Raw genomic sequence first — 20167 nt, 5'->3', positions numbered from 1 at the left:
GGCCGCCCGCGCCAGATGACGCAGGGCGACGCAGCGTCGCGCCGGCTCAGAGCGAACGGCCGATCGCCAGATATTTCTCGGCGCGGCGGTCGACGATCTCCTCCCCGCCGAGGTCAGCGAGCCCGGCCAGCGCGGCCTCGATCGCGTCGCCGGCGCGGGCGATCGCCGCCTGCGGATCGCGATGGGCCCCGCCGGTCGGCTCGCCGACGATGCCGTCGATGATGCCGAACTTCAGCAGGTCCTGCGCGGTGATCTTCATGCCGGTTGCGGCGTCGCGCGCCTTGGCGGTGTCGCGCCAGAGGATCGAGGCCGCGCCTTCCGGCGAGATCACCGAATAGATCGCGTGCTCGAGCATCAGCACCTGGCTGGCGGCGGCGATGGCGATGGCACCGCCGGAGCCGCCCTCGCCGATGACCAGCGCGACGCTCGGCGTGCGCAGGCCGAGCCAGCTCTCGGTCGAACGGGCGATGGCCTCGGCCTGGCCGCGCTCCTCCGCCTCGATGCCCGGATAGGCGCCGGCGGTGTCGACGAAGCTCAGCACCGGCAGGCCGAAGCGGTCGGCCATCTCGACCAGACGGATCGCCTTGCGATAGCCCTCGGGCTTCGGCATGCCGAAATTGTGCCGCAGGCGGGTCTCGGTCGAGTTGCCCTTCTCCTGGCCGATTACGCAGACCGGCTCGCCGCGGAAGCGGCCGAAGCCGCCGACGATCGCCTCGTCCTCGCCGAAGCTGCGGTCACCGGCCAGCGGGGTGAACTCGGTGATCAGCCCGGCGCAATAATCGAGGAAATGCGGGCGCTGCGGATGGCGGGCGACCAGGGTCTTCTGCCAGGGCGAGAGCGCGCCGTAGAGGTCCTTCAGGGTCTGCCCCGCCTTGGCCTCGAGCTTGGCGATCTCCTCGCCGAGCGAATAGTCGTCACCCTTCTCGTCGAGTGCGCGCAGTTCATCGGCCTTCGCCTCGAGCTCGGCGACGGGCTTTTCGAAATCGAGATAGCTTCGCATCGACATCCGGTTCTGATCCCGCATTGCGTCGCAACGGCCGGCTTGCGTGGCGTGCGCGGTTCGTGGCGGGTGGGAAAAGGCGGCGGACCTTGGCCGCGAGGTGGCGCGATTGTCAACCCGAAGACGGCGTCTTCGTGACGGAATGGGGCTGGCGGGCGCTCGGGCTCGGCTGCGGCAGCAGGATCGGCCGGAAGGCGAAGCTGCGCCGCGTCGCACGCAGGGGCGCGCGCCGGTGGAACTGCTTGGTGGCGTCGATGACGTGCACGCCGGCGAAGGGCAGCGACAGCCCGGCGCCGACCTTCTCCCAGGCCGGGGCCGAGCGCAGGAAGAGCGCGCGGCGCAGAGGCGGGACATAGAGCGCTTCCGCCCAGTTCTCCGGCGAGAACATCGCCCCGCGCATCAATTTCTCCAGCTGCGAGCGGCTGAAGGGCCGGCCATGGCCGAAGGGGGTGGTGTCCATCCGCGCCCAGAGGCCGCGACGATTGGGCGCGACGAGGATCAGCCGTCCGCCGGGGCTGAGCACGCGAGAGGCCTCCTCCAGCAGGTCCTCGGGGCTCTCGGTCTCCTCCAGCGCATGCACGACCAGCATGCGGTCGACCGAGGCGGTCGGCAGCGGCAGCAGGGTCGGCTCGACCAGGGCCGATGCGGAGAGCCCGCGCGAGGGCCAGTTCACCACGCCCTGCGCTGCCGGCATGAAGGCGATGACGCGCTCGGCTTCGCCGCCGATCAGCGGCAGATAGGGGGTGGCGAAGCCGAGGCCCACCACCCGCTGGCGCCGGCAGTCCGGCCACAGGCCGATGATCGCCCGCCCGACGGCGCGGCGCGCGATCTGCCCGAGCGGGCCGGCGTAGAAGGCGCGCAGGTCGACGATATCCAGGGCCATGCCAGAGGAGATGGCCTGCATGGCCCGCCGGCGCAAGTCCGCTCCGGGCCGGAGGGGCGCCCGGCTTGCGGGCTTGGGCGGGCGGCCGGCAGGCGCTAAGGAGAGGGCAGACCTCGATCGTCCCGACCAGGAGTCCGGCATGGCCCTCGACATTCACGTCTTCCGCACGCTCAGCGACAACACCGGCGCCCTGCTGCGCGACCCGGCGAGCGGGATCTGCGCCGCCGTCGACGTGCCCGACGCCGAGGCGGTGCTCGCCGCGGCGAAGGAGAAGGGCTGGGAGATCTCGCGCGTGCTCGTCACCCATGAGCATGCCGACCATGTCCAGGGCATCGCCGCGCTGAAGCAGGCGACGGGCGCCCAGGTCTTCGCGCCCGCCGCCGCCCGCGAGGGCGCGCCGGTCGATACCGTCATCGCCGAGGGCGACAGCGTCTCGGTCGGCGACTATCCCTTCGCGGTCTGGGCGACGCCCGGCCATGCCGAGGGCCATCTCAGCCTGGTCAGCTCGCGCGCCGCGCTCGCTTTGGTCGGCGACGTGGTCTTCGTGATGGGCTGCGGCCGCGTCATGCCCGGCCGCATGGAGGCGATGTGGACCTCGGTCTCGCGCATCATGGAACTGCCGGAGGCGACCACGCTGATCACCGGCCACGACTACACCCTGTCCAATGCCCGCTTCGCCGCGGCGATGGACCCGGCCAACCCGGCGGTCGCCAGCCGTCTCGCCGAGGCGGAAGCCGCCAAGGAGAGCGGGCGCTTCTGGTCGGTGACCACGGTCGGCGAGGAGAAGGCGAGCAACCCGTTCTTCCGCGCCGGGCAGGAGGCGCTGGCGGCGACGCTCGGCCTGGTCGGCAAGCCGGCGGGCGCGGTGTTCGCCGCGCTGCGCGAGGCCAAAAACCGCTTCTGAGCCGCGGAGCCCGCCAGCGCGATGACGCGTCTCGACGACATGACGGCGGCCGAGGTCGTGCGCCTGCTCGACCTGCGGCCGCATCCGGAAGGCGGGCATTACCGCGAGACCTTCCGCGATCCGCAGGGGCCGGCGGGGCGCGGCTTTTCGACGGCGATCTACTATCTGCTCGGCGTCGGCGAGACCTCTGAGTGGCATCGCGTCGATGCCGCCGAGATCTGGCATTACTATGCCGGGGCGCCGCTGGTGATCACGCTCTCCGCAAATGGCCACGATGCCTCGGCGCATCATCTCGGCACCGCGCTCGCCACCGGCCAGCGCCCGCAGATCGTGGTGCCGGCCGGCTGCTGGCAGAGCGCGACCTCGCTCGGCGCCTGGACGCTGGTCGGCTGCACGGTGGCGCCGGGCTTCGACTTCGCCGGCTTCGAGATGGCCGAGCCCGGCTGGCGCCCGCGTCCGCGGCCCGCGGGAGGCGGGCGATGAGCCCCGTCGAGACCGATCTGGCGCTGGCGAGCGCCTGCGAGACCCGTATCGTCAACGCCTGGCCGGCGCCGACCACGCTGATCGTCGACGACTGGGTGGTGCGCTTCGCCAACGGCTATTCCGGCCGCGCCAATTCGGCGACGGCGCTGCGGGCCGGGGCCGATATGGACGATGCGACGCTCGCCTTCGTCGAGGCGCGCTATCGCGAGGCCGGACTGCCGCCGCGCATCCGCTTCACGCCGCTGATGGCGGACGGCCTGCGCGAGCGGCTCGATGCGCGCAGCTACCGGGTCGAGACCGCCTCCTACGGCATGGTGGCGGAGCTGGATCCGGCCGCGGCGGCCTCGATCGAGGGGCTGGTGCTGACGCCGGTAGCCGAACCGGCCTGGACCGACGGCGTCGCGGCGCTGCAGACCGGCGCCAAGCGCAATCGGGACCATCTCGCCGCGATCGTCGGCGGCGTGCGGGTGCCGGCGGCCTTCGCCACGCTGATGCTGGAGGGGCGCCCGGCCGCCTATGCGATGAGCGTGGCCGAGCGCGGCATGGCCGAGATCGGCGCGGTGATCGTCGACGAGAGCCTGCGCGGGCGCGGCCTCGGCAAGGCGATCGTGCAGGGGCTGATGGGCTGGGCCGCCTGGCAGGGCTGTCGCCTCGCCTATCTCCAGGTCGACCAGACCAACGGCCTGGCGCATGAGCTGTACAGGCGGCTGGGCTTCCGCACGGTCTACGCCTACGAGACCCGCATGCTCGCGCCGTGACGGCTCAGGCGGCGGCGCTTCGCGCGCCCGGCCCGAAGGTCGCGACCAGCGCGCCGGCGATGATCAGCAGGCAGGAGACGGCGAGCAGCCAGCTCGCCGCGGCATAGCCCGCCAGCACCAGCAGGATCGTCGCAATCAGCGGCGAGGCATAAGAGGCGGCGCCGAGCAGGGCGACGTCGCCCTGCTTCATCGCGATGTCCCAGCTGGCGAAGGCGAAGCCGATCGCGCCGAGGCCGAGCCCGACGATGCCGGCCCATTCGCCCGGCGTCGGGGTCCATAGCGTCGTCTCGAAGGCGAGATGCGCCATGAGCGCCGGCACGGCGCAGCCGAGCATGGTGACGCCGAGGCTCTCCGAGGCCACGGCGGCGAAGCGGCGCGAGACAACCGAATAGCTTGCCCAGACCACGGCGCCGAGTGCCGCGAGCAGATGGCCGGGTTGAAGCCCCGCGCCCGCCCCGAGATTGGCCGAGATCAGCAGGGCTGTCGCGCCAAGCCCGATCAGCGCGCCGAGCAGATGGCGCAGCTGCAGCCGGCCGCCGGGCAGCAGCGCCGCGAAGATCACGATCAGCAGCGGCCAGAGATAATGGATCAGGTTGGCTTCCGCCGGCGCCGCGGTCCTGACCGCGGCGTAATAGAGGATCGTGTCGCCGAAGAGCCCGTAGAAGCCGAGCAGGAAGGAGGCGAGCGTCGGGCGCGCCAGATGCAGGCGCCCGCGCAGCGCCGCCAGACCGAGCACGAGCAGGCCGCCGATCGCGAAGGTCATGGCGACGAGCTGGAAGGCCGGCACGCGGCTCGCCATGGTCGAGAACAGGGCGAGCGTCGACCAGAGCAGGATGGCGACGAAGCCGGACAGGGTGGCGGTACGGGAGGTCATGCGGCAGTCCGGTGGCGGCAGGCCGCCGGCGCCGGCGGGCCTCCCGCCATACGCCAGCGGCGGGGCTCATCGCAAACCGCCGCGCCCGCATCCGGGCGGGGGCCGGGCGACGCCGGAGCGCCGCCCGGCGAGGGCGTCAGGCCATGTACTGGCCGCCATTGACCGCGAAGGTCGCGCCGGTGGCGAAAGCGGCGTTGTCGGAGGCGAGGAAGACCACGGTCTGCGCGATCTCCTCGGGCTTGCCGAGGCGGCCCATCGGGATGCCGGCGACGACGCGCTTCAGCGCTTCCTCCGGCATGGCCGAGACCATGTCGGTGCCGATATAACCGGGCGTGATCGCGTTGACGGTTATGCCCTTGTTGGCGTTCTCCTGCGCCAGCGCCTTGACGAAGCCGATATCGCCGGCCTTGGCGGCGGAATAGTTGACCTGGCCCATCTGGCCCTTCGAGCCGTTGATCGAGGAGATCACGATGATCCGGCCGAAGCTGCGGGCGCGCATGCCCTCGATAACCGGCCGCGTCATGTTGAACAGAGAATCGAGATTGGTGCGGATGACCGCCGACCACTGCTCCTTGGTCATCTTGTGGAAGAAGCCGTCGCGGGTGATGCCGGCATTGTTGACCAGCACGTCGACCGGGCCGTTCTCGGCCTCGACCTTGGCGATGCCGGCGGCGCAGGCGTCGTAGTCGCCCACATCCCATTTATAGACCGGGATGCCGGTCTCGGCCTTGAACTTGGCGGCGGCCTCGTCGTTGCCGCCGTAATTGGCGGCGACCGTGTAGCCGGCCTCCTTGAGAGCCTTGCAGATGGCGGCGCCGATGCCGCGCGTCCCCCCGGTAACCAATGCGACCTTGGCCATGCCATCTTCTCCCTGTGCTCTACGTTCTTGCGCCGTTCTTGCGACGCTCGACCCCTCTGCGGCCGGGCGCGGCGGACGGCGAACCGTCCGCCCGCGGACCATGCCCCCTTTCGGCGACGGGCGGTTTGACGCCGATCAAGGCGCCGTCCGCCCGGCCGCCGGCCGGGAGCGGAGCGCGATCAGCGCTCCACTGCCATGGCGATGCCCATGCCGCCGCCGATGCACAGCGTGGCCAGACCCTTCTTGGCGTCGCGCTTGGCCATCTCGTGCAGCAGCGTCACCAGCACGCGGGCGCCCGAGGCGCCGATCGGATGGCCGAGCGCGATGGCGCCGCCATTGACGTTGACGATCGCCGGATCCCAGCCGAGATCCTTGTTCACCGCGAGCGCCTGCGCGGCGAAGGCCTCGTTGGCCTCGACCAGGTCGAGGTCGCCGATCTTCCAGCCGGCCTTCTCCAGCGCCTTGCGGGTCGCCGGGATCGGGCCGGAGCCCATGATCGCCGGATCGACGCCGGCGGTCGCCCAGGAGGCGATGCGAGCGAGCGGGGTCAGGCCGCGCTTGGCGGCTTCCTTGGCGGTCATCAGCACCAGCGCCGCGGCGCCGTCATTGATGCCCGAGGCGTTGCCGGCGGTCACGGTGCCGTCCTTCGAGAAGGCGGGCCTGAGCTTGGCCATCGACTCGAGCGTGGCGCCGTGGCGGGGATATTCGTCGGTGTCGACCACCACGTCGCCCTTGCGGGTCGAGATGGTGAAGGGGACGATCTCGTCCTTGAACTTGCCGGCCTTCTGGGCGGCCTCGGCCTTGTTCTGCGAGGCGACGGCGAAGGCGTCCTGCTCGTCGCGGGAGATCTGCCACTTGGCCGCGACGTTCTCGGCGGTGGTGCCCATATGGTAGCCGTGGAAGGCGTCCCAGAGCCCGTCCTTGATCATGGTGTCGAGGAACTTGGTGTCGCCCATCTTGGTGCCGGAGCGCAGATGCGCGGCGTGCGGGGCGAGCGACATCGATTCCTGGCCGCCGGCGACGATGATGTCGGCGTCGCCATTGGCGATCTGCTGCAGGCCGATCGCCACGGCGCGCAGGCCCGAGCCGCAGAGCTGGTTGAGGCCCCAGGCGGTCGCCTCCTGCGGGATGCCGGCGTTCATGGCCGCCTGGCGGGCGGGGTTCTGGCCCTGCGCCGCGGTCAGGATCTGGCCCATCACGACCTCGTCGACCTCGCCGGCCTCGACCTTGGCGCGGATCAGCGCCTCCTTGATGGCGGCGGAACCGAGATCATGCGCCGGCACGGTGGCGAAGGCGCCGTTGAAGGCGCCGACGGCGGTGCGGGCTGCACCGACGATCACGATGTCATTATCGGCCATGGGCATTGTCTTCCTTCCAGATCGCGAGCCGCCGCGGCTGCGCCGTACGGCTTTCGCGCTCACCTTCGAAGGGCGAAGCGACGGCGTCAAGACAGGCGCAGCGTCGCGGCGGGCGGCGGGGCGCTGGTCATTTCGCACCCGCCCTCAAAAAGCTTGCAGCGCACTGCTGAAGGGCTATCGTCGCGTCAGGGAAACGCAAGCCGGACGCATCCGCCCCTGTGGGTGACAGTCCGGATCAAGTCGTGTGGATGTCGATGGCCAACGAAAAAGAACCGACCGTCATCAAGAAATACGCCAATCGTCGCCTCTACCACACGGGTACGAGTTCCTATGTGACGCTGGAAGATCTGGCCGGGCTGGTTCGCAAGGGCGAAGACTTCGTCGTCTACGACGCCAAGAGCGGCGAGGACATCACCCGCTCGGTGCTGGCGCAGATCATCTTCGAGGAAGAGAGCAAGGACGGGCAGAACCTGCTGCCGATCGCCTTCCTGCGCCAGCTGATCCGCTTCTATGGCGACAGCATGCAGGCGCTGGTGCCTCGTTATCTCGAATTCTCGATGGACAAGCTCACCCAGGAACAGAACCAGTTCCGCGAGCAGATGAGCAAGGCCTTCGGCGGCGGGGCGATCGACGCGCTGCAGGCGCAGACCCGCGCCAATATGGCGATGTTCACCGACGCCTTCCGGATGTTCAACCCGTTCGCCGCCGCGACCGCGCAGGCGCAGCAGGAGAACCAGGCGGCACCGGCCTCCGACGATCTCGGCGAGCTGAAGCGCGAGCTCAACGCCATGCGCGAGCGACTGGACAAGCTCGCCGGCAGCTGAGCCCGGCGGGCGCTTTTGCGGCGGGCCGTCAGGCCCGCGCGCTGCGGCGGGCCGGCAGTGCCGGCTCGGCCGCGACAGGCTCGGGCTGCGGCAGCTCGGCCTTGCCGATCAGGTGACCCTGCAGATAGGTCACCCCCCATTCGCACAGCATCGCCGCCTGCATCTCGTCGTCGACCCATTCGGCCACCGTCTCGACCTCGAGATGGCGGGCGAGGTCGAGCAGCGTGCGGACGAAGAAGCGGTCGTCGGTGGAGCGGCGCAGGTTCTGGGTGAAGGCGCCGTCGAGCTTGAGGATGTCGATCGGGAAGGTGCGCAGATGGCGCAGCGAAGTGTGCCCGGCGCCGAAATCGTCGATGGCGATGCGGGCGCCGCGCTCCTTGACCTGGGTCAGCAGCCGGGCGACGCGCTCGGGGTTCTCGACGGTGGCGGTCTCGGTGATCTCGACGATCAGGCGCGTCGCGATGTCCTGGCGTCCGGCGGTGCAGGACAGGAAGGCGGCGAGCCATTCCGGATCGTCGAGCGAGCGCGGCGAGACGTTGACCGAGAGCACCGCATGCGGATCCTCCGCGAGCAGGCCCATGGCCAGTTCCAGCACGCGATGGTCGAACAGGCGCACCAGCCCGCGCTGCTCGAGCAGCGGGATCAGCTCGGCGGTGGCGATGAAGCCGCCCCCGTTCGGACGCTCGACCCGCAGCAGCGCCTCGCTGAAGGCGACCTGGCGGCCGGCGGCGCGCACGACCGGCTGCAAGGCGAGCCGGATGCGGCGGTCGTTGAGCGCTGCCAGGGCCTCGGCCTCGAGGCTGACGGCCGGGCGCGGCTGGCCGCTCGACTGGCGCGGGGCGCGCCGGGCCAGCACGGCGTCCTCGGCGGCGCAGGCGCGGGCGTCTTCCAGCGCGTGCTCGGCCGCCTCGACCAGTGTGCCGGCATGGCGCGTCAGGTCGGGCGCGATGGCGGCGCCGATTCGCAGGCGTCCCAGCACGATGCCGCGCGAGGTCTCGATCGCCGAGCGGGCGACGGCGGTGGAAAAGCGCCGCGCCGCGGCCTCGACCTGGTCGGCGGGGCAGCCGCTCAGCAGCACGGCGAACTGGTCGCCGCAATAGCGCAGCAACTGGTCGCGCCGGCGCATCACCGCATAGAGCCGGCGCTGCACCTCGCGCACCACCTCCTCGGTCATCTCCGGGTCGATGCAGCCGTCGATCTTGAGCCCGTCGACCTGCAGCCCGTCGATCGCCGCGACCAGCAGCGCGACCGGCTTCTCGGCCGGAAGATCCTCGGACAGGGTGGTCTCGACCCGGTCGATCAGCGTGGCGCGCTCGCCGAAATCGCCGCGCTCGACATCGAGTTCCTCTGGGCGGACCAGCCGCTCGAGCCGCAGGACGCCATGGGCGCGGGCCGGGCGGCCGTCGAGGCCGCCGAACCAGCGCCCTGCATCCTCGATCCACATGCGGCGGCCGGCGAGATTGGCGGCGTAGCGGGTGCGGTAGACCGCGCCCTCGCCGAGGTCGCGCGCGCCGGTCGAGACGATGGCGTCGTAGCGGCTGCGGCCGCTGCCGGGCTCGACCAGCCCGGCGAAGGCGAGGCCGCGGGTGAGCGCCGCCTGCGAGATCGCGCCCAGCACCTCGACCGCGTTCGGCCCGAAGCGCAGCTCGTCGCTCTCCATGTCCCAGGTGTAGACGACCTCTCCCAGCGAGGAGAGCAGGTTCCGGGGCTCGACGATCCAGTTGCCTCGGTTGTCGAGGATGGAAGGCGCGGGCATCTGTCTGAAGCCTCGACGGCAGGGAATGAGGCGAGTGCGCGCCTGCCGGGGCGGCATCACCTGTTTCGAAATGATGCACGTCTTTGCGTTAAGGGTCGGTTAAGCGTGGCATCGCGGTTGCTGTTTCAGGTCCGCCGACATCCTCGGCGTGCCGGAACAAAGCGATGGTGGATCAGCCAGAGGCGGGAAGCGCTTGGCCCGCGACGGGCGAGCGGCGGCGGACGCAGCGCAGGGCGATGCTCGGCGCGCGCGTCCCGGCGGCGCTGATCGTGCAGATGGCGGCGTCGCGGGCCGAGATCGGCCCCTTCGCCGGGGCGGGGCGGGCGACGCCGGCCGAGGCGGCCCGGGCCTATCGCCAGGCGGCACAACCGGCGCCACGCCTCTCGGGACAGCCGACGCAGCGCCGCAGCTAGCGGGCATCGCCCGCGCTGCCTGGCACAGGTCTTCGTCGCGTCGGTCGTGCTCGTGTGGGCTTTTAGTCTGGCGCCGTCATCGGCGCAGCAGGTATCTGAACCGCCAACGACAAAAAGCCGGCCTCGCGGCCGGCTTCACGTCTGGTCGGGCAGGCGGCGCGAGGGCCGCCCGGCCGGTCTCAGGCCTCGGTCTTGAGAACCTGACGCCCGCGATACATGCCGGACTTCAGGTCGATGTGGTGCGGACGACGCAGCTCGCCGGAGTTCTTGTCCTCGACATAGGTGGGCTGCTTCAGCGCGTCGGCCGAGCGGCGCATGCCACGCTTCGACGGCGACGTCTTTCTCTTCGGAACGGCCATGCTACTCTCCATCATGCCGCCGCGAGGTGGTGCCCGGGCCGTTCGGCCCGCACCACGGTCGTGACGACGTCACATCGTGCTGAGGCGTGGCCTTTACACGCTCGCGCGGGCGCTGGCTAGTGTGTGGCCCAGAAAATCTGGCGCGAGCTGTGCACCGGCGGCGGGCAGGGCGCAGTCGCCGAGCGGGCCGAGCTGGGCCATGCGCCGCTGCACCCGGCCAGATGCCGCCTGCAGGCCGCGGCTCGGCCGCGACGGATCGCGCAGGATCGGGTTTGGCAGCGCGCCGGCAAGGCGGGCAGCCTCGGCCTGGGTGAGCCGGGCGGCGGGCTTCCTGAAATAGCGCTGCGCCGCCGCTTCCGCCCCGAAGACCCCGTCGCCCCATTCGGCGACGTTGAGATAGACCTCGATGATCCGCCGCTTCGGCCAGGCGGCGTCCAGCGCCAGCGCCATCGGCAGCTCGATCGCCTTGCGGACATAGGAGCGGCCCGGCCAGAGGAAGAGATTCTTGGCGGTCTGCATGGTCAGCGTCGATGCGCCGCGGCTCGGTCCGTCGCGGTCGCGCAGCACGGCGTTGAGCTCGCCCCAGTCGATGCCGGCATGGCTGCAGAAACGCTGGTCCTCGGCCGCGATCACGGCGCGGACCAGGTGGGGCGAGATGCGCTCCAGAGGCACCCAGTCGCGCTCGACGCCGCGAAAGCTGAGCCAGCGGCCGATCATCAGCGTCGAAGGCGCCGGCAGGACGCGATAGGCCAGCAGCGCGGCGAGAAAGCTCAGGCCGAGGCCCAGGCAGAGCAGGAGAACGATTCGGACGAAGCCGCCGCGCCGGCGGGGCCGTCCGGAAGCCGGAGTGTCTGTCATGCGCGCCATGCCCCCACGCTTGACGATCAGGACGACCTCCGGCAAGCCCCGATCGCTGCGAGCCCTGCAGCGAACGCGAGTATGGCCCATGAGTTCCGCAGCTGCGATCGCCCCCGCGACCGATCTCTCCGAGGCGCTCGGCCGGACCGCCGCGGCGATCGAGGCGCTGCTCGGGGAGTTGCTGGCGCCGCGCGTGCTGCCCGGCGAGATCCACCGGCCGGAGCGGCTGGTGGCGGCGATGCGGCACGGCGCGCTCGGCGGCGGCAAGCGGCTGCGCCCCTTCCTCGTGGTCGAGGCCGCGCGGCTCTTCGGCGTGCCGGAGGCCTCGGGCTTGCGAGCGGGCGCCGCGGTCGAGCTGGCGCATTGCTATTCGCTGGTCCATGACGACCTGCCGGCGATGGACGACGACGACACCCGCCGCGGCCGGCCGACCGTGCATCGCGCCTTCGACGAGGCGACCGCGATCCTCGCCGGCGACGCGCTGCTGACGCTGGCCTTCGACGTGATGGCCGATCCCGCGACCTGCGCCGACGGCGAGACGCGCGCCGCGATCGTGCTGGGGCTGGCCCGCGCGCTCGGCCTCGGCGGCATGGCGGGCGGCCAGATGCTCGATCTCGCGGCCGAGGCGCGCTTCTCTCCGGACGGCGTCGCGCAGGCGCTGGACGAGGCCGAGATCCTGCGGCTGCAGGCGATGAAGACCGGGGCGCTGCTCGCCGGCAGCGTCACCATCGGCGCAAGGCTGGGCGGGGCTGACACCGCCGCCATGGCGGCGGTGGAGCGCTATGGCCGGGCGCTGGGCGCGGCCTTCCAGGTCGCCGACGACATTCTCGACGTTGAGGCCAGCCCCGAGGAGATGGGCAAGGCCACCGCCAAGGACGGCGCCAAGGGCAAGGCGACGCTGGTGGCGGCACTCGGGCTCGACGCGGCGCGCGGCGCCCGCGACCGCTTCAGCGCCGAGGCGATCGACGCGCTCGCCGGCTTCGGGCCGGAGGCGGCGATGCTGCGGGCGGCGGCGGAGTTCAGCGCGCGGCGCCGCAACTGATCGCGGCCCGCCGGGCCGCGAGGCTCAGACCGTGACCTGGGTCCCGACCTCGACCACGCGGCCGGTCGGGATCTGGAAGAAGTCGGTGGCGTCGGTGGCGCTCTTGGTCAGGCCGATGAAGAACTTGTCCTGCCAGATCGGCATGCCCGATTTCGCCGCCGGCTTGATCGAGCGGCGCGACAGGAAGAACGAGGTCGACATGATGTCGAACTTGAAGCCCTGCTTGCGCAGCAGCGCCAGGCCGCGCGGCACGTTCGGGCTCTCCATATAGCCGAACACCATCTCGATCCGCCAGAAATCGTCGGTGATGCGCGACAGGCGCACGCGCTCGGCATCGGCGACGCGCGGGGTATCGGCGGCGCGCACGGTGAGGATGACGTTGCGCTCGTGCAGCACCTTGTTGTGCTTCAGGTTGTGCAGCAGAGAGGCCGGCGCGGTCTCCGGGTCGCCGGTCAGGAACACCGCCATGCCCTTGACCCGGTGCGGCGGGCTGCGGCTCAGCATGCCGACCAGCTCCAGCAGCGGCACGTCGCTCTTGCGCGTCTTGTCGAACAGGATCTTCGAGCCGCGCACCCAGGTCCACATCAGCACGATCAGCACGAAGGCGAGCAGGATCGGGACATAGCCGCCGCTGAGCAGCTTGAGCAGGTTGGCCGAGAAGAAGGCGACGTCGACGATCAGGAACGGCGTCATCAGCGCGATCGTCGCCGGCCAGCTCCAGCCCCAATGGTGGCGGATGACGATGCAGGCCAGCAGCGAGCTCACCACCATCGTGCCGAACACGGAGATGCCGTAGGCGTGCGAGAGGTTGGAGGAGGTGCGGAAGGTCCAGACCAGCACCAGCACCACGACCAGCAGCAGCAGGTTCATGCGCGGGATGTAGATCTGGCCCGAGGTGTGCTCGGAGGTGTGCCGGATTTCCATGCGCGGCAGCAGGCCGAGCTGGATCGCCTGGCGCGTCAGCGAGAAGGCGCCGGTGATCACGGCCTGGCTGGCGATGATCGTCGCCACCGTCGCCATGATGACGAAGGGGAGCAGCAGGCCCTGCGGCGCGAGGCGGTAGAACGGGTTCTCGATCGCCGACGGGTCGGAGAGCACCAGCGCGCCCTGGCCGAGATAGTTCAGCCACAGCGCCGGGAAGACCAGCCAGAGCCAGGCGGCGCGGATCGGGGAGCGGCCGAAATGGCCCATGTCGGCATAGAGCGCCTCGGCGCCGGTGACGGCGAGACAGACCGAGCCGAGCACCGCCAGCGAGACGCCGGGATGGTCCACGAAGAAGCGCAGGCTGTGATAGGGGTTGATCGAGTGCAGCACGCTGAGATCGTCGGTGATGTGCAGCACGCCGAGCCCGGCCAGCGTCAGGAACCAGACCAGCATCACCGGGCCGAAGAAGATCGCCATCTTGCCCGTGCCGCTGCTCTGCACCAGGAAGAGCGCGATCAGGATCACCGAGGCCAGCGGCACGATATAGGGGTCAAGCACCGGCGTGACGAGCTTGATGCCCTCGATCGCCGAGAGCACCGAGATCGCAGGCGTGATCACCGTGTCGCCGTAGAACAGCGCGGCGCCGGCCATGCCGAGGAACAGCACCGTGCCGGTGCGCGCCCGGCCGAGGCCGCGCTGCGCCAGCGCCACCAGGGTCAGGATGCCGCCTTCGCCGTTGTTGTCGGCGCGCAGCAGCAGCACGACGTATTTCAGCGTGACGACCATGACGAGCGACCACAGGATCAGCGAGAGGACGCCGATGATGATCTCGCGCTGGACCGGCGCGCCGCTCTCGCCGCCGGCGGCGGCCAGCACCGTCTCGCGCAGCGCGTAGAGCGGGCTGGTGCCGATGTCGCCGAAGACGACGCCCAGCGCGCCGAGCATCAGCGCGGCCATGCCCTGGGAGCCGTGGCCGGATCCGGAGCCCGGCTCGTCGAGGCCGTAGCGATCGTCCTCCGGCCGTGTGGCCGGCCGGGTCTGCTGGTCCTGCGTCATGGGGACGCTCCGGAAGTGTTGCGGCGCAACGAAAAGGCCGCGCGCTCTAGCACGCCGCCTGCGCGAGGCAAAGACGCCGCAGCGGCCGGGCGGTTCCTATTCGGCAGCGGCGGCACGCGCGCCGTAGCGGCGCTCGACATAATCCTGGACCATCGCCTTGAACTCGGCGGCGATGCCGGGGCCGCGCAGCGTCACCGCTTTCTCGCCGTCGATGAAGACGGGCGCGGTCGGGCTTTCGCCGGTGCCGGGCAGCGAGATGCCGATGTCTGCATGCTTGGATTCACCGGGTCCGTTGACGATGCAGCCCATCACCGCGACGTTCAGGGTCTCGACACCGGGATAGCGCGTCTTCCACTCCGGCATGGAGGTCGAGATCCAGCTCTGGATGTCGCGCGCCAGCTCCTGGAACACGGTCGAGGTGGTGCGGCCGCAGCCCGGGCAGGCCGCGACCAGCGGTACGAAGGCGCGGAAGCCCATGGTCTGCAGCAGCTCCTGCGAGGCCTTGACCTCGAGCGTGCGGTCGCCGCCGGGCTCCGGCGTCAGGGAGAAGCGGATCGTGTCGCCGATCCCGTCCTGCAGCAGCACGCCGAGCGCGGCGGAGGAGGCGACGAGGCCCTTGGAGCCCATGCCGGCTTCGGTCAGGCCGAGATGGATGGCGTAGTCGGCGCGCTGGGCCAGCATGCGATAGACCGCGATCAGGTCCTGCACGCCGGAGACCTTGGCGGAGAGGATGATGCGGTCCTTGCCGAGGCCGATCTCCTCGGCGCGTGCGGCCGAGAACAGGGCGGAGCGCACCATCGCCTCGCGCATCACCGCGCGCGCCTCGAGCGGGCGGGCGGAGCGGGCGTTCTGGTCCATCAGCGCGGTGAGCAGCTCCTGGTCGAGCGAGCCCCAGTTGGCGCCGATGCGCACGCTCTTGCCGTGGCGGATCGCCAATTCGACGATCTGGCCGAACTGCCGGTCCTTCTTGTCCTTGAAGCCGACATTGCCGGGATTGATGCGGTATTTGGCCAGCGCCTCGGCGCAGGCCGGATGATCGGCCAGGAGCTTGTGGCCGATATAGTGGAAGTCGCCGACCAGCGGCACGTCGATGCCGAGAATGTCGAGCCGCTCGCGGATATGGGGCACGGCGGCCGCGGCTTCGTCGCGGTCGACCGTGATGCGCACCAGCTCCGAGCCGGCGCGCGCCAGCGCCGCCACCTGCCCGACGGTCGCGGTGATGTCGGCGGTGTCGGTGTTGGTCATCGACTGGACGACGATGGGCGCACCGCCGCCGACCTGGACGTGCCCGACCATCACCGGCACCGTGCGCAGCCGTTCCGCGGGTTCGGCGCGCGGGCCTTCTGGCAGGCAGTCGGAAAGCGGTTCGGTCATGGGCTGGTCCGGTTTCGGGCCTGGATCGGGTCGCCGGGGCTGAAGTGCGCCCTCATCTCCCGATCGTCAAGCGCTCTCGGTGCCGCGGCAATGCTCGCACAGGCCGACGATCTCGACCACCTGCTGCCGCGGCTTGAAGCGGCGCTGCTCGGCCATGCCGCGCACCGCCTCGCGCATCGCCGCCGAGGCGTCCTCGTCGACGCCGCCGCAGGATTCGCAGATCAGGAAGGCGACCGCCTCGCCGGCGCCATGGCCGTGCGGGCAGGCGATGAAGGCGTTGCGCGAGCTCAGCCGGTGGACGAAGCCCTGCTCGACCAGGAACTCCAGCGCCCGATAGATCGAGATCGGCGCGAGGCGGCGCCCGCCCGGCGGCGAGACGCGGTCGGCGAGGTCGTAGGCGCCGACCGGGCGGTGATCGGCATAGAGCGCCTCGAGCGCCTTGCGCCGGATCGGCGTCAGCCGCAGGCCGCGTTCGCGGCAGATGCGCTCTGCGCGCGCCAGCCCGGCGCCGGCGGAGCGGGCATGGTCATGCGCATGCCGGCAGCCGTCATGATCGTGGTCATGATGGCCGTGCCCGCTGTGCGCGTGATCGTGATCGGCTGTTTCGGGTCTGCTCATGTTGCGTCGCGATAACACATGGGGCACCGTCCTGCGACCGGAGCCGCCCGCTGGCCCATCGGCCAGCTCTCACCGGTAAGCTAAGCCTTCCCGGGCCAAATGTCAGGAGCCGCCCATGTTCCTCAAGGATCGTACCGCCCTCGTCACCGGATCGACCTCCGGCATCGGGCTGGCCTATGCCCGCGCGCTCGCCGCCGAGGGCGCCAATGTCGTGATCAACGGCTTCGGCGATGCTGACGCGGTCGAGAAGGAGCGCGCGGCCATCGAAAGCGAGTTCAAGGTCAAGGCGCGCTATTCCGCCGCCGACATGACCAAGCCGGCCGAGATCGCGGCCATGGTGGCCGAGGCCGAGAAGGAGTTCGGCGCGGTCGACATCCTCGTCAACAATGCCGGCATCCAGCATGTCGCGCCGGTCGACGAGTTCCCGCTGGAGAAGTGGGACCAGATCATCGCAATCAACCTGTCCTCCGCCTTCCACACCACCCGTGCCGCGCTGCCGGGCATGAAGCGCAAGGGCTGGGGCCGGATCGTCAACACCGCCAGCGCCCACGCGCTCGTCGCCTCGCCGTTCAAGAGCGCCTATGTCGCGGCCAAGCACGGCATCGCCGGCTTCACCAAGACGGTCGCTCTCGAGGTCGCGACCAAGGGCATCACCGTCAACGCGATCGCGCCCGGCTATGTCTGGACGCCGCTGGTCGAGAAGCAGATCCCCGACACGATGAAGGCGCGCGGCCTCACCAAGGAGCAGGTGATCAACGACGTGCTGCTCACCGCCCAGCCGACCAAGGCGTTCGTCACGGTCGAGCAGGTGGCGGCGCTGGCGGTCTATCTCTGCTCGGACGCGGCGAAGTCGATCACCGGCACCGTCCTGCCGATGGACGGCGGCTGGACCGCCGCGTGACCGGCCGCAAGCAGCGGCGCGTCCCGCCGGTCCGGGGGCTGGCGGGGCCGAAGGCCGAGAAGCCGATCAGCCTGGCGCTGCAGGGCGGGGGCGCGCACGGCGCCTTCACCTGGGGCGTGCTCGACGAGATCCTCGCCGACGGACGCCTCGCCATCGAGGCGATCACCGGGGCGAGCGCGGGCGCGATGAACGCGGTCGTGCTCACCGAGGGCTGGCTGGTCGGCGGGGCGGACGGGGCGCGAAGCGCGCTCGAGGGCTTCTGGCGGCGCATCAGCGTCGACGGCAAATATGGCGGCTCGGAGCGCTCGCTGATCGACACCTTCCTCGGCGCCTGGAGTGACGGGCGTCCGCCGGGGCTGATCTGGTTCGAGCTGTTCTCGAAGGTGGCGAGCCCCTACGACATCAATCCGCTCAACATCAATCCGCTGCGCGGGGTGATCGCCGACCTGATCGACTTCGACAAGGTGCGCGGCTGCGCCGACGTCAACCTGTTCATCTCGGCGACCAATGTCCGCACCGGCAAGATCAGGGTGTTCACCCGCGACGAGCTGACCGCCGACCATCTGATGGCCTCGGCCTGCCTGCCCATGCTGTTCCAGGCGGTCGAGATCGATGGGCAGCCCTATTGGGACGGCGGCTATATGGGCAATCCGCCGCTGTTCCCGCTGTTCTACGAGACGCAGGGCGACGACGTGCTCTTGGTGCAGATCAACCCGCTGGAGCGCAAGGAGCTGCCGACCAATGCGCGCGCCATCCAGGACCGGCTGAACGAGATCACCTTCAACGCCTCGCTGCTGCGCGAATTGCGCGCCATCGATTTCGTCACGCGCCTGATCGACGAGGGCAAGCTCTCGACCAAGGACTACAAGCGCGTGCTGGTGCACCGGATCGATGGCGGCCAGCCACTGGCCAAGCTGACCAGCTCGTCGCGCCTCAACGCCGAATGGGACTTCCTGCTGCGCCTGCGCGACATGGGCCGCGCCGCGGCCAAGCGCTGGCTGAAGCGCAATTACGCGGCCATCGGGGTGCGCGGCACGGTCGACCTGAAAGAGGCGATCACCTGAAGGCGGGCCGCCAGCTAGCCCGGCTTCAGCCTCCAGACCGAGCTTTTCTTGATCTCCGCATCCTCAAGCGCCCGCGTCACCGGCACCTGATAGGTGGCGATCGCGTCGAGCCTGTCCTTGGGCAGGTAGCTGCGGCCCGGATCGCCGATCAGCACGGTGGCGCCGCGGCGCGAGAGCCGGTCGAGCCAGGCGATGACGCGCGCGGCCAGCTCGCGCTCGTAGCAGATGTCGCCGGCGAGCACGACGTCCCAGTCGCCATCGCGGCCGACCAGATCGTCGAGCGTGACCTCCAGCGCGACGCCGTTCGCCGCGGCGTTGAGGCCGATCGCGCTGCCCGCAAAGGCGTCGATATCGGCGGCCAGGACATGGCGGGCGCCAGCCTTCATCGCGGCGATGCCGACCAGGCCCGAGCCGCTGGCGAAGTCGAGCACCGTGCGGCCTGCGACCAGGTCCGGATGGTCGAGCAGATGGCGGGCCAGCGCCTGTCCGCCCGCCCAGGCGAAGGCCCAGAAGGGCGGCGGCAGGCCGATCGTCGCCAGCTCCTCCTCGGTCTTCTGCCAGAGCTCGGTGGCCTCCTGCGCGACGTGGAGCAGGATCTCGGGCGCGTGCGGCACCGGGAGCAGGCGCGTATGCGTGCGGATGAAGGCGGCGCGGTCCTCGGCCGGCATCGGCGCCTGCGGGGCGGGGCTCACACCGTCAGCTCCGCCTGCGGCCTGGCCAGCAGATCGCGGTAGAGCGCCTTCACCGCGTCCATCACGTCGCGCTCCGTATAGCCGGCGAGCAGGCGGGCGCGGGCGCTCGCGCCCATGCGCTCGAGCTTGCCCTGCGAGGCGGCGAGCCTGACCAGGGCCTGCGCCAGCGCCGTGGCGTCGTTCGGCGGCACCACGAAGCCGTCCTGCCCGTCGCGCACGAAGCTGCGGCAGCCCGGCACGTCGGTGGTGAGCAGCGCCCGGCCGCAGGCCGCGCCCTCGAGCAGGGTGCGCGGCAGGCCCTCGCCGCCGCGCGAGGGCAGGCAGCAGACATGGTTGCGGCGCCAGACGCCTTCGATGTCACGGGTCGGGCCGGCCCAGCTGACCCCCGGCCGGGCGGCCCAGGCCTTCAGCGTCGCTTCCGGCACGGCCTTGGGGTTCGACGGGTCGGGCGCGCCGTGCAGCGTCAGCTCGACGCGCGCGCCCTGCTCGCGGGCGAGCGCCACAGCCTCGACCGCGAGATCGACGCCCTTCGACCAGAGCATGCGCGCCACCACAGCGACGCGCAGTGGCGGCATGGCCGGCATCGGCTCGGGCATCAGGATCAGCGGGTCGACGCCGGCACCGCCGACGATCGCGACCTTGGCGGCGTCAGCGGGATCGAGCCCGAGCGTCAGCGGATCGTCCGGGTTCTCGAAGAGGAAGCGCACCTGCGGCCCGTCGACGACCTGGCGCAGCCAGAGACGCGCCGCGAGGCGCGCCGCATCGGCCGCCACGCCCTGGCTGGCGCCGAGGAAGCCGAGCCCGGTCAGGGCGTAGACCCGGCGCTGGACCCCGGCGAGGCGCCCGGCGAGCCCGGCCAGCGCGATCGGCTTCAGCGCGATGCAGTGCAGGATGTCGGGGTTCTCCGCGGCGATCAGCCGCTTCAGCGCCGCGACCTGCCGGATCAGGGCAAGCGGCGCGATGCTGCGGCGCTCCGCCTCGAGCGGGATCAGGCGAGCGCCCGTCGCCTCGATGACGGCGCGATGCCGGCGTTCGCGGGCGATCACGGCGACGTCGAGGCCCATCTCCGCGGCGGCGCGGGCCATCGGCAGGAAATGCGAGGCGAAGAACCAGTCCTCGGTCGCGACGAAGAGAAGCTTGCGGCGGGCCATGACGCGCATCAGGCAA

At 70.8% G+C, this 20167-nt stretch carries 21 protein-coding genes; 8 read left to right on the top strand and 13 right to left on the bottom strand.

Annotation, left to right across the window (positions count from 1 at the left end):
- Positions 1-46: 46 nt before the first annotated feature.
- Positions 47-1000, bottom strand: coding sequence for an acetyl-CoA carboxylase carboxyltransferase subunit alpha (locus ABE438_RS05825; RefSeq protein ID WP_346501803.1), 954 nt, complete (start codon positions 998-1000; stop codon positions 47-49).
- Between the two features lie 112 nt (positions 1001-1112).
- Positions 1113-1883, bottom strand: a complete 771-nt coding sequence (locus ABE438_RS05820; RefSeq protein ID WP_346501595.1) for a class I SAM-dependent methyltransferase — start codon at positions 1881-1883, stop codon at positions 1113-1115.
- 139 nt (positions 1884-2022) lie between these two features.
- On the opposite strand from ABE438_RS05820, the gene gloB reads away from it, so the two are divergent.
- Genes gloB through ABE438_RS05805 form a run of 3 tightly spaced genes read left to right on the top strand, consistent with a single transcriptional unit; the run spans position 2023 to position 4028 of the window.
- Complete coding sequence (gene gloB / locus ABE438_RS05815) at positions 2023-2787, top strand: hydroxyacylglutathione hydrolase (RefSeq protein WP_346501594.1); 765 nt, start codon at positions 2023-2025, stop codon at positions 2785-2787.
- Between the two features lie 39 nt (positions 2788-2826).
- Positions 2827-3270 (top strand): cupin domain-containing protein, encoded by a 444-nt coding sequence (locus tag ABE438_RS05810; protein ID WP_346501802.1) that lies wholly within the window; start codon positions 2827-2829, stop codon positions 3268-3270.
- The gene (locus tag ABE438_RS05805; protein ID WP_346501593.1) at positions 3267-4028 is read left to right on the top strand and encodes a GNAT family N-acetyltransferase; all 762 of its coding nucleotides are present in this window, start codon (positions 3267-3269) and stop codon (positions 4026-4028) included. Before ABE438_RS05810 ends, ABE438_RS05805 begins: the two co-directional genes overlap by 4 nt.
- Before the next feature lie 4 nt (positions 4029-4032).
- Here ABE438_RS05805 and yddG read toward each other — a convergent pair whose 3' ends face one another.
- The 3 genes from yddG to ABE438_RS05790 form a co-directional block, all read right to left on the bottom strand.
- Positions 4033-4902 carry an aromatic amino acid exporter YddG gene (gene yddG, locus ABE438_RS05800; protein WP_346501592.1) on the bottom strand — a complete coding sequence of 290 codons (870 nt, stop codon included), beginning with the start codon at positions 4900-4902 and terminating at the stop codon, positions 4033-4035.
- 136 nt (positions 4903-5038) lie between these two features.
- Positions 5039-5761, bottom strand: coding sequence for an acetoacetyl-CoA reductase (phbB, locus tag ABE438_RS05795; protein ID WP_346501591.1), 723 nt, complete (start codon positions 5759-5761; stop codon positions 5039-5041).
- A 179-nt stretch (positions 5762-5940) separates the two neighbouring features.
- Positions 5941-7119: an acetyl-CoA C-acetyltransferase gene (locus ABE438_RS05790; RefSeq protein WP_346501590.1), complete on the bottom strand. Its 1179-nt coding sequence runs from the start codon at positions 7117-7119 to the stop codon at positions 5941-5943.
- A 254-nt stretch (positions 7120-7373) separates the two neighbouring features.
- Between ABE438_RS05790 and phaR the strand changes: the two genes are divergently transcribed.
- Entirely contained in the window at positions 7374-7943 is a 570-nt protein-coding gene (gene phaR / locus ABE438_RS05785) for a polyhydroxyalkanoate synthesis repressor PhaR (protein WP_346501589.1), read from the top strand.
- Between the two features lie 28 nt (positions 7944-7971).
- On the opposite strand, the gene ABE438_RS05780 is transcribed toward phaR, so the two are convergent.
- Positions 7972-9699, bottom strand: coding sequence for an EAL domain-containing protein (locus tag ABE438_RS05780; protein WP_346501588.1), 1728 nt, complete (start codon positions 9697-9699; stop codon positions 7972-7974).
- Positions 9700-9935: 236 nt separating this feature from the next.
- Here ABE438_RS05780 and ABE438_RS05775 point away from each other — a divergent pair, with 236 nt between their 5' ends.
- Positions 9936-10112 carry a hypothetical protein gene (locus ABE438_RS05775; RefSeq protein ID WP_346501587.1) on the top strand — a complete coding sequence of 59 codons (177 nt, stop codon included), beginning with the start codon at positions 9936-9938 and terminating at the stop codon, positions 10110-10112.
- Between the two features lie 179 nt (positions 10113-10291).
- On the opposite strand, the gene rpmF is transcribed toward ABE438_RS05775, so the two are convergent.
- Together rpmF and mtgA are read right to left on the bottom strand one after the other, a co-directional pair.
- A complete protein-coding gene (rpmF, locus tag ABE438_RS05770) occupies positions 10292-10471 on the bottom strand; it encodes a 50S ribosomal protein L32 (protein WP_346501586.1) in 180 nt (59 codons plus the stop codon).
- Positions 10472-10564: 93 nt separating this feature from the next.
- Complete coding sequence (gene mtgA / locus ABE438_RS05765; RefSeq protein ID WP_346501585.1) at positions 10565-11374, bottom strand: monofunctional biosynthetic peptidoglycan transglycosylase; 810 nt, start codon at positions 11372-11374, stop codon at positions 10565-10567.
- Between the two features lie 43 nt (positions 11375-11417).
- On the opposite strand from mtgA, the gene ABE438_RS05760 reads away from it, so the two are divergent.
- Entirely contained in the window at positions 11418-12371 is a 954-nt protein-coding gene (locus tag ABE438_RS05760; protein WP_346501584.1) for a polyprenyl synthetase family protein, read from the top strand.
- Between the two features lie 24 nt (positions 12372-12395).
- Here ABE438_RS05760 and ABE438_RS05755 read toward each other — a convergent pair whose 3' ends face one another.
- The 3 genes from ABE438_RS05755 to ABE438_RS05745 form a co-directional block, all read right to left on the bottom strand.
- Complete coding sequence (locus ABE438_RS05755; protein ID WP_465248560.1) at positions 12396-14351, bottom strand: potassium transporter Kup; 1956 nt, start codon at positions 14349-14351, stop codon at positions 12396-12398.
- 96 nt (positions 14352-14447) lie between these two features.
- Positions 14448-15725: a flavodoxin-dependent (E)-4-hydroxy-3-methylbut-2-enyl-diphosphate synthase gene (gene ispG / locus ABE438_RS05750; protein ID WP_346501583.1), complete on the bottom strand. Its 1278-nt coding sequence runs from the start codon at positions 15723-15725 to the stop codon at positions 14448-14450.
- 66 nt (positions 15726-15791) lie between these two features.
- On the bottom strand, positions 15792-16343 hold the full coding sequence (locus ABE438_RS05745; RefSeq protein WP_346501582.1) for a transcriptional repressor: 552 nt from the start codon (positions 16341-16343) through the stop codon (positions 15792-15794).
- Between the two features lie 115 nt (positions 16344-16458).
- On the opposite strand from ABE438_RS05745, the gene ABE438_RS05740 reads away from it, so the two are divergent.
- Complete coding sequence (locus ABE438_RS05740; RefSeq protein ID WP_346501581.1) at positions 16459-17244, top strand: 3-hydroxybutyrate dehydrogenase; 786 nt, start codon at positions 16459-16461, stop codon at positions 17242-17244.
- Positions 17241-18308: a patatin-like phospholipase family protein gene (locus ABE438_RS05735; protein WP_346501580.1), complete on the top strand. Its 1068-nt coding sequence runs from the start codon at positions 17241-17243 to the stop codon at positions 18306-18308. Before ABE438_RS05740 ends, ABE438_RS05735 begins: the two co-directional genes overlap by 4 nt.
- A gap of 14 nt (positions 18309-18322) precedes the next feature.
- Here ABE438_RS05735 and ABE438_RS05730 read toward each other — a convergent pair whose 3' ends face one another.
- Positions 18323-18976, bottom strand: a complete 654-nt coding sequence (locus tag ABE438_RS05730) for a class I SAM-dependent methyltransferase (protein WP_346501800.1) — start codon at positions 18974-18976, stop codon at positions 18323-18325.
- Between the two features lie 20 nt (positions 18977-18996).
- Positions 18997-20151, bottom strand: a complete 1155-nt coding sequence (locus ABE438_RS05725; RefSeq protein WP_346501579.1) for a glycosyltransferase family 4 protein — start codon at positions 20149-20151, stop codon at positions 18997-18999.
- Between the last annotated feature and the right edge of the window lie 16 nt (positions 20152-20167).

It is taken from the genome of Allobosea sp. TWI1241 (genome assembly GCF_039673065.1).
Lineage (GTDB): Bacteria > Pseudomonadota > Alphaproteobacteria > Rhizobiales > Beijerinckiaceae > Allobosea.
Note: the sequence above shows the minus strand (reverse complement) of the source record. Positions and strands in the feature narration are given on the sequence as shown.

Excerpts from the sequence above, each read along its gene's own strand:
- ABE438_RS05825 (WP_346501803.1), bottom strand. The coding sequence starts at position 1,000 with ATGCGAAGCTATCTCGATTTCGAAAAGCCCGTCGCCGAGCTCGAGGCG.
- ABE438_RS05820 (WP_346501595.1), bottom strand. The coding sequence starts at position 1,883 with ATGGCCCTGGATATCGTCGACCTGCGCGCCTTCTACGCCGGCCCGCTC.
- gloB (WP_346501594.1), top strand. The coding sequence starts at position 2,023 with ATGGCCCTCGACATTCACGTCTTCCGCACGCTCAGCGACAACACCGGC.
- ABE438_RS05810 (WP_346501802.1), top strand. The coding sequence starts at position 2,827 with ATGACGGCGGCCGAGGTCGTGCGCCTGCTCGACCTGCGGCCGCATCCG.
- ABE438_RS05805 (WP_346501593.1), top strand. The coding sequence starts at position 3,267 with ATGAGCCCCGTCGAGACCGATCTGGCGCTGGCGAGCGCCTGCGAGACC.
- yddG (WP_346501592.1), bottom strand. The coding sequence starts at position 4,902 with ATGACCTCCCGTACCGCCACCCTGTCCGGCTTCGTCGCCATCCTGCTC.
- phbB (WP_346501591.1), bottom strand. The coding sequence starts at position 5,761 with ATGGCCAAGGTCGCATTGGTTACCGGGGGGACGCGCGGCATCGGCGCC.
- ABE438_RS05790 (WP_346501590.1), bottom strand. The coding sequence starts at position 7,119 with ATGGCCGATAATGACATCGTGATCGTCGGTGCAGCCCGCACCGCCGTC.
- phaR (WP_346501589.1), top strand. The coding sequence starts at position 7,374 with ATGGCCAACGAAAAAGAACCGACCGTCATCAAGAAATACGCCAATCGT.
- ABE438_RS05780 (WP_346501588.1), bottom strand. The coding sequence starts at position 9,699 with ATGCCCGCGCCTTCCATCCTCGACAACCGAGGCAACTGGATCGTCGAG.
- ABE438_RS05775 (WP_346501587.1), top strand. The coding sequence starts at position 9,936 with ATGCTCGGCGCGCGCGTCCCGGCGGCGCTGATCGTGCAGATGGCGGCG.
- rpmF (WP_346501586.1), bottom strand. The coding sequence starts at position 10,471 with ATGGCCGTTCCGAAGAGAAAGACGTCGCCGTCGAAGCGTGGCATGCGC.
- ABE438_RS05760 (WP_346501584.1), top strand. The coding sequence starts at position 11,418 with ATGAGTTCCGCAGCTGCGATCGCCCCCGCGACCGATCTCTCCGAGGCG.
- ABE438_RS05755 (WP_465248560.1), bottom strand. The coding sequence starts at position 14,351 with ATGACGCAGGACCAGCAGACCCGGCCGGCCACACGGCCGGAGGACGAT.
- ispG (WP_346501583.1), bottom strand. The coding sequence starts at position 15,725 with ATGACCGAACCGCTTTCCGACTGCCTGCCAGAAGGCCCGCGCGCCGAA.
- ABE438_RS05745 (WP_346501582.1), bottom strand. The coding sequence starts at position 16,343 with ATGAGCAGACCCGAAACAGCCGATCACGATCACGCGCACAGCGGGCAC.
- ABE438_RS05740 (WP_346501581.1), top strand. The coding sequence starts at position 16,459 with ATGTTCCTCAAGGATCGTACCGCCCTCGTCACCGGATCGACCTCCGGC.
- ABE438_RS05730 (WP_346501800.1), bottom strand. The coding sequence starts at position 18,976 with ATGCCGGCCGAGGACCGCGCCGCCTTCATCCGCACGCATACGCGCCTG.
- ABE438_RS05725 (WP_346501579.1), bottom strand. The coding sequence starts at position 20,151 with ATGGCCCGCCGCAAGCTTCTCTTCGTCGCGACCGAGGACTGGTTCTTC.